We start from the raw sequence: 12,308 nt of genomic DNA on the forward strand, positions 1-12,308 counted from the left end.
ACGGAGGAGAGATCAGATGAAATACTTCAGCAAAAAAGTCCGGATTGAATTTACTGGCAATTGGCCTGCTAGGCGCCGCCGCGGCCTTGGTGACGCACGCTCCTGTTTATGCATAAGTAACTTCTTCGGGCGTGGTGTATTCCCAGCCCGACGAATGGACAGCGCGCGCGCAAGGGCCGGCGGTGGTTTTTGACTCGGAGGAAAAATCTCAGCGTAGCGGTGGTGGACATCGGGGTCGCGACCGACGCAAGGGCAGCCGCGGCGAAGACATGGTCCGTCTACCAACCCGACCCTCCCGAACACGAAATGCGGTTGATTACGCCCGGCCCTGCCGATGAGGCTGGGGCGAACGCGTCAACGTTATTTACGAAACATCGCCCACGGAAAAGATGGCGATAAGCGCGCTGGCATTGAGAAAAGATGCGACATGGACGGTGGTAATTATCGACGGTCCAGCTTGAGCTGTCGGAGGGCCTGGCCCCCAACGGTAAGCGAATTGTCAGCGAGAAAAATCTGCTTGAACGCCGCAAACGCGGCGTGCCGGTGGGCGAGAATAGCTGGTATGGCATGGGGCTCTTCGAAAAGATCTCTTCGGGCGTTACCGTGGTGACCCACGGCGGCACTTTGCTTGGCTATCGTAGCAATTTCTTTGTTTTGCCCGATGCAAATGTTGGTCAGTTATTTTGACAAATGTTGATAACGGCGCGATGATGGTCGATCCGTTTTTCCGCCGCTTGCTGGAAATCCTGTATGACCGAAAACTCGAAGCTGCGGATGAAATTGCCGTGATTGCTCAACGCATCTCCGCGCAAACGGCAAACCGACGCTCGGAACTGACGCTTCCAGGCGATGCCAGTGTGCTCGCAAATCTGGCAGCCCGATATAACAGTCCCGGGATCGGCACGATTGCCATAACTGATCGCGATGGCACGAAGTGGATCAAGGCCGGTTTTATCGAAGGCTCGATTGCCACTGAAATCAATAAAGATGGGAGTGTTTCGATCGTCTCGGCAGCAGCCGGTGCTATCGGTCTGGAGGCGTTGATCGGGCAGAAAGGCGGAGCACGCACGCTAACCATACGTATGCCCAAAACGAATATATATGCACAGAACCGCCCTTAACTGGCCGTAAAACCTTGCCTGTCTCGGGCTAGTTCTTTTGCAGCTTTTTCTGCTCTTCGTGAATTGAAAGTAGCGACTTCATCAGCTCGTCGTCGGGGCTGGACATTATGCCAAGTACTTCAGCCACCTCACAGCTATCGGCGGCAAGATAGGCGTGGCCCATTTTGGCGTCGATATAAATCGACTGGCCTTCTTCCAATGTCACAGGATCATAAAATTCAGTATGAACGATTACCTGCCCTTTGAGCACATAAATATATTCTTCACCCTCATGCTGAACGAGTGACCCGAATTCCTGTGCGCTTTTTGCTCTTATTTTCGTGATGACGGGGATCATTCGTTTTTGACGCAATTCCGTGCAAAGGTAATAATAGTCATAATTAGGCGTTTCCACGCGTACCGAATGTTCAATATCTCCGACACTGCGCCGCGCCATAACGGAAGGCCGTTCAGTCTCGCGGTCTTCGGCAAAAAGTTCAGACATTCGCAGGCCAAGCCGCTGACTGACCTGCAACAGCTTATCATAGGTCAACGTAAGGCGATCATGCTCGACCTTGGACAAGGTCGAAAGCGGTATACCGCATTTGGCGCTCATCTGCTTGAGCGTCCAGTCATTGGTGTGACGGAGATTTCGTAGGATTGAACCGAGAGTGGTATCGGAAATGGGCATGGGCACCTTACAAGGACGATGTGTTTCTAATTCAGCGATAAAAAGTTTTGAGCAAACCACGCAAGGCTTAAAGCCTCGGCAGGCAAAAATCGCTGAAAATTCTGGCACGTAGTTGACAGCGTATATCACCTATTTGCCAAGCGACCAGTAGGAAGTGCGGCGAGCCGCCTGCGTAGCATCTCGCACTGGCACATCAAGTGCGACCTACAACGCACTCAGCCTTTTACCAGTGCGAGTTTGACATTGCTCCAATCAGGATAATATGTCACGACTAGGACATTAGGTGCATTGCACAGCACAGATCGGTCTAAAATATGAGGAAGAAGGCGTTATGACTTCAAAGTTTCGGATGGGGCTTCTCTCATTGGGCGCGTTTTCGGCGGCACTGGTTCTGCAAATACCGCAGGCTGCTGGCCAAACGACCGACGAAGCTACGACACAACCATCTGACGCGCAGAGCCCGTCGCTCGCCGAATTGGATGCCTATATCGAAAAGGCACGCGCTGAATGGCAGGTCCCTGGAGCCGCTGTGGTCATCGTAAAAGATGACAAGATTGTTTACGCCAAAGGTTTCGGCGTTCGTGAAATCGGCAAGCCTGGCAAAATTGACCCCGATACCGTCTTCGCAATCGGCTCTGCATCCAAGGCGTTTACCGGCGCGACGCTGGCGATGCTGGTCGACGAGAAGAAGATCGCGTGGGACGGCGTCGTGCATGATTATATGCCCGCATTTGAATTGAGCGATCCTTACGTTACAAATCACGCGACTGTTCGAGACTTATTGGCACACCGCACCGGTTTTAAAAGTGGTTATGGCTGGCTTTGGACCGGATCAGGCTTTGATCGCGACGAGATTATTAGCCATATGCGTTTTCAGAAAAACCTGTCCGGTTTCCGAGACAGATTTCTGTATGCCAACGAGATGTTCACCGTAGCAGGGGAAATTGTTCCGGCGGTGACGGGCACCAGCTGGGACGACTTTGTCACTACGCGATTATTCACCCCGCTCAACATGACGCGGTCCAGCACCAGCATCACCAAGCTGAAGGGCATGCAGAACGTCGCCAGTCCGCATGGCATGGTCGATGACAAATTGGTCACCTTCCCTTACCGCAATGTCGATAATGTCGGCGGCGCAGGTTCGATCAATGCCTCCGCGCGCGATATGGCGCAGTGGGTTCGCATGCAGCTGAACGACGGCACCTATGAGGGCAAAGAGCTGATCTCCAAAGCAGCGATAGATGAAACACATTCGGGCCAGACGATTCTGACCGGTAGACCCATGGAAGGCGACTTCAGCGAATATGGCTTAGGCTGGATGATCCACGATTATCGCGGCAAAAAGCTGGTTGAACATGGCGGCGCCGTTGACGGTATGCGTGCCGGCGTTGCCATGATGCCCGAAGAAAAATTGGGCATAGTGGTGCTCACTAATATGCTGCCTCATGAGTTGGTTACGGCCATAGAATTGCGAATTTACGATACGTTCCTCGGCGGTGAAAGTACCGATTGGAGCGCGAAGATGAAAGCAGAAGCCGATACCGCAAAAGCGGAGAGTGACCAGCGCGCGGCTGCTTCGGCGAAGCCGCCATTACCGCCAACCTTGCCGCTTGCAGCCTATGCGGGCACTTACACTAGCGAACTCTACGGCAATGTAGATGTGGCGATGAAAAACGGCGCGCTGTACCTCAAACGCCCCACTGCCGAAGCGACGCTGACACCGGACAGCGCCAATCTTTTCAAGGCACGCTGGACAAGCAAGAGCATCCTGAGTGTTTTTGGCGAAACGCCGATCGGTTTCACAATCGGCCCCGCAGGCGATGTCGTCTCGCTCGACCTAGGCCCGGATCGCTTTGATCGCGAGGTAGAGGAAAAAAAATGACGAGAGCGCTTCCGGCCGTATTGGCAATTATTTACGCGTCGGCAAGTTTTGTTCCTGCCGCAGCGCAAGACAATGTTATCGCGCAGGAGGGGGCTGATGAGCAACTACAGGATGCAGATTATACGAAGCTGATCGCTGAATATCTGGCGGACGAGCGAATTTCAACCGAGTTGGTCGATCATATGCCTAGGTCCGACACGGTTCCCTCCCCGCTCGAATTTTTCGGGCGAATCCCCGGCACGCCCGGCGAGCTAACATACGCGTCGGACATCGAGCGCTATTACGCCGAACTGGCGCGCACCTCTCCGCGCGTTAAGCTGATAAACCTTGGGATCAGCGAGGAGGGAAGAAACCTAATTGTCCTTGCCGTTGCCGACGAGACGGTAATGGCGAACCTGGATGCCCGGAAAGCCGATCTTGCTGCGCTTGGAGATCCGCGCCGGACTACTGAGGAGCAAGCGCGCGCGATTATTCAGGACGGCAAGCCAATCTACTGGATCACAAGCGGCATCCACTCATCTGAAACCGGCGGCCCGGAAATGCTGATTGAACTCGCCTATCGGCTGGCGATCGAGGACACGCCGTTCATCGATACGATCCGTAAAAACGTCATCACATTTATCACGCCGGTGGTTGAGGTTGATGGGCGCGAGAAGATCGTCGATAATTATTACTACGGCAAGAAGACTGGCAAAGTCCGCCCGCCAAATATGTATTGGGGTCAATATGTCGCGCATGACAATAACCGCGACGGAATGGGCCAGGCACTTAAGCTGACACAACATATTACGCGCGGCGTGCTTGATTGGCATCCGACCGTTTTCCATGATCTTCATGAAGCGCGGTCTTACCTCTATGTTTCGACCGGTACCGGACCGTATAACCCGTCACTTAGCCCGCTGCAGACCCAGGAATGGTGGCAGATCGCTCAGGTCGAACTTACCGAGATGGCAAAGCGCAAAGTACCGGGGGTTTGGACTTATGGTTTTTACGACGGATGGGTTCCCAATTATCTCTTCTGGATTGCCAACACACACAACTCACTGGGACGTTTCTATGAAGTCGAAGCCTATGGCCCGGATCTGCGTCCGGCTCACAAAGTCGATGCGTCCCAGACAAGCCGCGAGTGGTTTCGGCCCAACCCACCGCTTCCCGAAATAAACTGGAGCCCGCGCAACAGCGTCAACATATCTCAATCAGGCCTGCTCTTTGCGCTTCATCGGGTCGCCACCGACAGGCAGTTATATCTGGAAAATTACTGGGTTAAAAATCGTCAGTCTATCGACGTAGGACGCACCGGAGAGACTAACGCTTGGGTCATCCCTGCACAGCAGCGCGCGCCGGGAAATGTTGCAACGATGCTCAACGATTTGCGCAAACAGGGCATTGAAGTCAGCCGCGCTGACGCCGCCTTTACCGCTGGAGGAATCGCGGTTGCCGAGGGCGACTATGTTATTCGTGCGGATCAGCCATACCGCACGTTAGCCAATATGTATTTCGCTGTACAAACTTATCTTCCCACCAACCCGCGCCCTTACGACGACACGGGCTGGACTATGCAATATATGCGCGGCGTGCGCCTGCTGCCGGTTAAGGATCCGGCAGTTCTGGATGAGCGCATGACCTTGCTGGCAGCAGACGTTGCTCCGCCATCGGGTATTACGGGTGAGGGGTCGGTGATCCTGATCAATCACAGCGGTGACAATGCTCTTATTTCGCTGCGCTTTCGGCTTGAGGGCGTGCAGATGCTAGCGGCCGAGGCCGCGTTTGACGTGAACGGGAAGCACTATGAAGCCGGCACCTTTATCCTGCCGTCTGCTGACCGCGCGGAGGTGAAAAGCCTGCTCACTGAACTGGGTCTGGTTGGCGAAGCAACAAGGTCAGTGCCAAAGGTAGCAATGCATGAGCTGATCGCGCCGAGGATCGGCTACATGCATTCGTGGCTCTATACTCAGGACGAAGGATGGTGGCGGATCGGCTTTGACCAGTTCGATGTACCTTACACCTATTTCGCCGATACTGTGGCGCGGCAGGGCAATTTGCGCGAAAAATATGATGTAATAGTCTACCCGAATGTAGGCGGTACCGCGCGCGACCAGATCATTGGTGTTCCTATAACTAGCGGGGAACCTATCCCCTACCGGAAATCGGAACTGACACCCAATCTGGGCGTGCTCGATTCCGCCGACGACATTCGAGGCGGATTGGGGGCTGATGGTCTCGCCGCACTCGAACAGTTTGTTCGCGATGGCGGAACGCTGATCGGCGACGGTTCGACGGTGGAACTTCTTGCCAGCTTCGGCAGCGCGCCGGGCGTGACGGTATCTGACCCTCCATCCACACTCTATACGCAAGGTGCAATCTTGCGCGGCGAGTTTGCCGACCAAAGTAGCCCGCTCGCTTATGGATATGACAGAAAAGAGATACCGATCTACTTTTCGGCGACTCCGCTACTCGTTGTGAGTGACAATACTCGCGCGGGCGGGAACAGCTATTTCGACCCGAACGGCCCGGGCGCAGGCGTAAGCCAGAATGTCACGCCAAATATTGCCCCCGCCACTATTCTTCCGTTTGAAGACTCAAGCACGGAATCGTTGACTGAGGCAGAGACTGCGCTTCCACTGCAAACGGAAGGCACAAAACAACCCGATGCCCCGCCAACGGCCACAACCGTCCCGCGTCCGCGCGTCGTGATGGAATTTCCGGCAAAAGCCGACAACATTCTGTTAAGTGGCCTGCTAAGCGGCGGCGAGGCGCTTGACGGTAAGGCGCTGGTTGTCGACGTAGCAGCAGGCGACGGTCACATGGTTCTCTATGCGTTAAAACCGTTCTGGCGCGCTCAAACCCAAGGCAGCTATTTCCTTGGTTTCAACGCCATCCTGCATTGGAACCATCTCGATGCCGGAAAGACGGATGAGAGAAAATCAGAGGAGGCGAGGCCTAAGCCCTGATAAGTTCGGATTTCCTGATCATAGGTGGCGGTATTGCCGGCGTTTCGTCGGCAGCGCGGCTCGCGCTGCACGGGCGGACAACTTTGCTCGAAGCCGAAAGCGCATTCGGTTATCATTCGAGCGGACGCAGTGCGACCTACTATCATTTTGGTATCGGCGATCACGTTGTCCGCGGTCTGACCGCATTTAGCCGACCTCACTTCGAACATGGCGATCATCACGGCGTGGGCCTCTCGGTTCCGTCGGCGACTTTATTCGTCGCCACTTCCGAAATGATAAAGAGGCTAACTTCGCTCGGGGAAGAGATGGGACCTTATAGCGACCGGCTAGAATTTCTCGATGCGGATGCAACCAGCAAGTTGGTGCCTGTACTAAAGTGCGGCGACAAGGCTATCATCGCTGGCCTGATCGATCGAAGCGCAAGGCAGCTCGACAGCGAAGCGTTGCAGCAGAATTATCGGGCGCAAATCAAGAAGCATGGGGGCCAGTCGATCACCGATGCAAGGGTTACGACCATATCGCGTCAAGCGGGTCGCTGGCTCGTTGCGACCGCAACCGGTGGCCAATTCGCTGCACCCATATTGATAAATGCCGCAGGTGCCTGGTGTGATGAGATAGCCAGGATGGCGGGCGTTACACCCCTGAACCACAGGTCGTTTAGACGTACGATAATCGCCTTCGAAGCTCCTCGTGACAGCAATTACCGCGAATGGCCGTTTACAAAGACCGCCGTCGATGACTTTTACATGCTACCGCAAGGCGGACTATTGTTGGCGTCGCCAGTCGATGAAGTGCCCAGCGAACCCGCAGACGTCCGGCCCGAAGATTATGACACTGCCCTCGCCGCCGCCAAAGTCGAACTCTATACCTCGATCAAGATCGGGCGAATTCGCCATAGCTGGTCGGGCCTGCGCACTTTCACGCGCGACCGCGTACCGGTTGCCGGGTTTGCGCCTGATGTGGAAGGGTTTTTCTGGCTAACCGGTCAGGGTGGTTGCGGATTGCAAACAGCCCCCGCGATGAGTGTTGTAACTGAAGCCCTGATTACCCGCGCAGCTTTGCCAAAATTGCTAATAGAATGGGGCATCACAGCCGAAGTCATGTCGCCGAAACGGCCAGGGCTGTCATGCTGTAGTCTCTAAAATGTGCCTGGATCGGAAAGTACAATGAATAGTAGTTTCTTCAAGTTGATCGCCTTTTTGCTGCTTGGGCTAATTTCGCCCGCTGTTGCTCATGCACAAGTTTCATCTCCTGACTATGACCTAATCATTCGCGGAGGCACTGTGATTGACGGAACGGGCAGTGAGGGGAGCATTGCCGATGTTGGAATTATTGGGGACCGCGTTATGGCTGTGGGCGACCTTTCCCAACAAATTGCCGCCACGGAAATTAGTGCTGACGGACTTTATGTGACGCCGGGCTTCATCAGCATCCACGATCATAGTGCACCAGAGGCATATCGCTTTCCCGTTAACTTGCTCACGCAAGGCATCACCACTGCAATCACCAACCCCGATGGCGGAGGCCCGCTCGATTTTGTGGAGCAAATCAGCGTCCCCCTGGGTCTCAACTACGGTGCCTATATTGGCTTCAACTCGATCTGGGACGAAGTAGTCGGCTCCAACGACCGCCGTGCCTCTCCTGCTGAAATCGAGCGTATGCAGGGGCTGGTAACGGAAGCCATGGCAAAAGGCGCTTTCGGATTATCGGCAGGTCTCGACTATAAACCCGGTTTCTGGGCCGATACCGATGAAGTAATCGCCGTAGCCAAAGCGGGTGCCCTGTGGCGCACAGGCTTTACCAATCATGAGCGAGTCTATCCCGGCAATGGCTACAGCTCGATGGCTGGAATGCGCGAAACAATAGAAATTGGCGAGAAGTCTGGGCTGATGCCCATCATAACTCATATGAAATTGCAAGGCAGGGATCAAGGCAAAGCGAATGCGGCTCTTGCGCTTGCAACGGATGGAGCGAAGCGCGGACTAGACGTTGGCATGGATGCCTATCCTTACACTTTCGGTTCAACGAGTCTGGAGCAGCTGACCATTCCCGCATGGGCGCAGGAGGGCGGTGAAGATGCCATGCTCGCACGTTTCAAAGACCCCGCCGCGCGAGAACGTATCGATGCCGAAACAAACGACCAGCTTGAAAAACGCTGGGGCGGCGCAGGCGGTGTTTATCTTTCGGAAATGCGCCGCGAACTGAGCGATGTTATCAAGGAAATGGGCGGCGTGTCGCCCGGTGAGGCTATCATGCGTTTGCTCGAACAGGGTGAACGCAGGGTGCTGCTTCGGTTTGGAACTGAACAGGATCAGGAGGCGCTTGTCAGCCATCCGCTAACCGCAATCTCCTGCGACTGCGGTGCAACGACGTCATTTACCGGCCATCCGCGCAACTGGGGTTCCTACCCCAAATTTCTCGGCAGCTATGTGCGGGAGAAAAGACTGGTCAACTGGGGCGAGGCGGTGCGTAAGATGACGGCATTGCCTGCGGCGATGGTTGGCCTGACCGAGCGAGGATATCTTTTGCCCGGGATGATCGCCGATGTGACCGTTTTTGATCCCGGCACAGTAATTGACCGCGCTACCATGGCCGAGCCATTTCTGCCTTCAACCGGCATCATGTCCGTTATCGTCAACGGCAGAGTAGCCCTAAATGGCGGTATGCTCAGTATAGAAACACCAGGAAAATCCCTGTTTCGTTCGCCCCATGAACCAGCGCGATCGATGAATGTTGGCGTGGATCGCAGCATTACGGTCAACGGTCAGATTGGCACAGCGGGGGTCACTGCGGACATCCAACTGCGACAAGACGCTGGATCAAATCGCCCCGATGGCTCGATACATATCGGCGGCTTGCCTCACGGGGCTCTCACCATCGTCCCGAGCATTCTGCAGATCACTGACAAATGGGCGAGTATCACAGGAGTCGCAGCTATTGATGGCGGGACAATAAGCGCGATAACCATCATCGCTGAACAGGTCGATCCGTTTGCGAACGGGGCGGCCAGCTTAACGATATTGTCGGACGGAAAACCAATCGCGCAAGGAACGATGAAGCGCGGGGCGGTCGCGATATCGAACGAAACAAACGGCACGGCGGATTGAGTTCATTTTAATGTTGCACCTTGCCTGATGCTATGCAAAGAATGACAATATGAGAAAAGTGTCCTATTATGAGAATTGGCGGCAAATCCTGAATGCGCATCCACGACGATGACATTAGATCGCCGAAAAAGAGATAATCGGATATCAACTGGGGAGTTGGAAATGAGCTGCAGGTTTTTGAAAGAGTTCGCAACACTCACATCAGGCGCGAGCATCGCCGCACTTACGGTGACTTTGATGCCCGTGTCCGCTGCGTTTGCGCAAGCGGCAGGTTCAGACGAAGATGTGATCGAACGCGAGGACAATAACACTATCGTCGTTACCGCCCAGCGTCGCGAACAGACTTTATTGGAAATTCCGCAATCGATTTCGGTTGTCGGAGGTGAAACGCTTGAGCGTCAGCAGGCGACGAGTTTTCAGGATTATGCGCAGCTCGTTCCGGGTTTAAATATAACGCAAGATACTCCCGGCGAAACCCGGCTCATCCTGCGTGGGATCAATACGGGTTCGCCTGGTTCTACCGTGTCTGTCTATGTTGATGATATACCGTTTGGAGCAAGCGGCAGTCTGTCAAACGCTGGTACTCTTGCAGGCGATTTTGATACATTTGATGTAGCGCGTGTCGAAGTACTGCGTGGCCCACAGGGCACATTATATGGATCGAATTCACTGGGAGGTGTTCTTAAGTTTGTTACGGTAAAGCCCTCAACCAGAGATTTCGAGCTCCGCGGACAAACTGGTATCGAAGATACTAAAGGCGGCGGAACGGGTTATTCTGGCAATGCGGTTGTCAATATTCCGATTTCCGACATGTTGGCTTTTAGAGCTAGTGGCTTCTATCGAAAAAATGCGGGCCATGTGAACACTATCGGCCGTAATGCTAACAATGTAGATGACTCCGAAAGCTACGGCGGACGTGCGTCTGTGCTTTTCGAGCCCAGTGACGACTTTTCGATCCGGTTACTCGGAATATTGCAAAATTTGAGCACAGGGTCGTCATCTAGCTTCAATGTCGACCCGGTGTCACTCAAACCCGTAAATCCTATAACTGGTATTCGACAAGACCGGACAAGCTACAGCCGCATTGCCGAGACAAATGATCTTAAATACAGGCTCTATAGCGGCACGATCAGTTATAATTTTGGATTTGCCGAAGCTATCTCGGTCACTAGTTACTCAACACAGGATCGTATAGATTTGAGTGATGCCAGCACGAATGCGGCGCGAGATCTTACGAATGCAATATACGCGCCGACTGCCCCTGGGACCGTCGGTCTAGGTTACAAAAATAACATAAGCGTTAAAAAGTTTACGCAAGAGTTGCGATTGGCTTCTCCCGATTCAGATATTTTTGAATGGCAAATTGGGGGTTATTATACTGACGAGAGCACGTTACTTGATCAAGAGTTTTTGCCTTTTAGTTTAGCTACGCAACAGTTTATTCCTACGCCTGCAACCTTTGGCCCTTTTACATTCGACAAGTTTGTGACGGCCATGATCGACGCGAATTACGAAGAAATAGCCGGCTTTGTTAGCGGGACAGTTCATTTGGGAGAGCGGTTCGATATCACTGCAGGCGGACGTTATAGTCACAACAAGCAGGACTCGGTTCAATCTGTCATTCAATTTGGCACCGGCTCCCCAGTATCTGGAAATTCTTCCGAAAACGTATTTACTTGGTCGGTGTCACCTCGTTTCGAACTTAATGATCGAGCATCGATTTATGCTCGGGTTGCGAAAGGGTATCGTCCCGGCGGACCTAACTTTATTCCTGTCAACCCTCCTCCAGGTTTTCCTAGCGAGTTCGACGCCGATACCCTCATCAGTTATGAAGCCGGTTTTCGCGGGGAAACGAATGACCGGACGTTTGGCATCGACGCATCGATCTATTATCTCGACTGGAAAGACATACAGATTCTCACGACTGTCGATACCGATGCGGGGCCAGTCGGTGTTAATAGTAACGGCAGAAAAGCAGAGAGTTATGGTGCGGAAATTACTGCTACAATTCAGCCGGTGGCGGGCTTAAGCTTTATTGCCAATGTGGCTTATAATATAGCAAAACTTTTGGAAGACACGACACCCGTAGCGGGCGGAACAAATCTTACCGGTGGGCTTGCAGGCGACCGCTTACCTTATGCGCCTGAATGGAGCGCGAATGTGTCGGCAGATTATGAATGGGCGTTATCCGGATCGGTGGACGCATTTGTCGGCGGCAATGTTCGTCTCGTAAGCGATCAGTTTGCTGGCTTCTCTCCTGGATATCGCGCAGCTTTTGGTCGCCGTCTCGAGCTAGATGGGTATCCGGTTGTGGATCTTCGAGCCGGGATAAACTTTGACAGGATCTTAATTAGCGCGTTTGTGAAAAATCTGACCGATCAATATGGATTAACAACCGCTACTTACGGAACGACGCCCTTCTCTGTTCCAGTTGCGATCGGTGGCCAAGGCATACCATTGGCAACTGCATCCAGTATCCGTCCGCGGACATTCGGTGCGACTGTCGGTTTCTCGTTCTGATTGGAAACAGGCCTCTGACTTGATCGGGGGTCTGTTTTCGAACCGCTACCAATCCAG

At 53.7% G+C, this 12,308-nt stretch carries 8 protein-coding genes; 7 read left to right on the forward strand and 1 reads right to left on the reverse strand.

Going from position 1 to position 12,308, the window contains the following annotated elements:
- Positions 1-543: 543 nt before the first annotated feature.
- Both ACOQPC_RS10045 and ACOQPC_RS10050 read left to right on the forward strand, forming a co-directional pair.
- On the forward strand, positions 544-687 hold the full coding sequence (locus ACOQPC_RS10045) for a hypothetical protein (RefSeq protein ID WP_420605597.1): 144 nt from the start codon (positions 544-546) through the stop codon (positions 685-687).
- A gap of 20 nt (positions 688-707) precedes the next feature.
- Positions 708-1,121 carry a hypothetical protein gene (locus tag ACOQPC_RS10050; RefSeq protein ID WP_420605598.1) on the forward strand — a complete coding sequence of 138 codons (414 nt, stop codon included), beginning with the start codon at positions 708-710 and terminating at the stop codon, positions 1,119-1,121.
- 28 nt (positions 1,122-1,149) lie between these two features.
- Here ACOQPC_RS10050 and ACOQPC_RS10055 read toward each other — a convergent pair whose 3' ends face one another.
- On the reverse strand, positions 1,150-1,791 hold the full coding sequence (locus ACOQPC_RS10055; protein ID WP_420605599.1) for a helix-turn-helix domain-containing protein: 642 nt from the start codon (positions 1,789-1,791) through the stop codon (positions 1,150-1,152).
- A 331-nt stretch (positions 1,792-2,122) separates the two neighbouring features.
- On the opposite strand from ACOQPC_RS10055, the gene ACOQPC_RS10060 reads away from it, so the two are divergent.
- The 5 genes from ACOQPC_RS10060 (at position 2,123) to ACOQPC_RS10080 (ending at position 12,251) form a co-directional block, all read left to right on the forward strand.
- A complete protein-coding gene (locus ACOQPC_RS10060; RefSeq protein ID WP_420605600.1) occupies positions 2,123-3,673 on the forward strand; it encodes a serine hydrolase in 1,551 nt (516 codons plus the stop codon).
- Positions 3,670-6,624: a M14 family zinc carboxypeptidase gene (locus ACOQPC_RS10065; protein ID WP_420605601.1), complete on the forward strand. Its 2,955-nt coding sequence runs from the start codon at positions 3,670-3,672 to the stop codon at positions 6,622-6,624. Before ACOQPC_RS10060 ends, ACOQPC_RS10065 begins: the two co-directional genes overlap by 4 nt.
- 65 nt (positions 6,625-6,689) lie before the next feature.
- Positions 6,690-7,766, forward strand: a complete 1,077-nt coding sequence (locus tag ACOQPC_RS10070; RefSeq protein WP_420608118.1) for an NAD(P)/FAD-dependent oxidoreductase — start codon at positions 6,690-6,692, stop codon at positions 7,764-7,766.
- 24 nt (positions 7,767-7,790) lie between these two features.
- Positions 7,791-9,731 (forward strand): N-acyl-D-amino-acid deacylase family protein, encoded by a 1,941-nt coding sequence (locus ACOQPC_RS10075; protein WP_420605602.1) that lies wholly within the window; start codon positions 7,791-7,793, stop codon positions 9,729-9,731.
- 162 nt (positions 9,732-9,893) lie between these two features.
- Positions 9,894-12,251, forward strand: a complete 2,358-nt coding sequence (locus ACOQPC_RS10080; protein ID WP_420605603.1) for a TonB-dependent receptor — start codon at positions 9,894-9,896, stop codon at positions 12,249-12,251.
- Positions 12,252-12,308 lie beyond the last annotated feature (57 nt).

The sequence above is a fragment of the Novosphingopyxis sp. genome (assembly GCF_965218915.1).
Taxonomy (GTDB): Bacteria; Pseudomonadota; Alphaproteobacteria; order Sphingomonadales; family Sphingomonadaceae; genus Novosphingopyxis.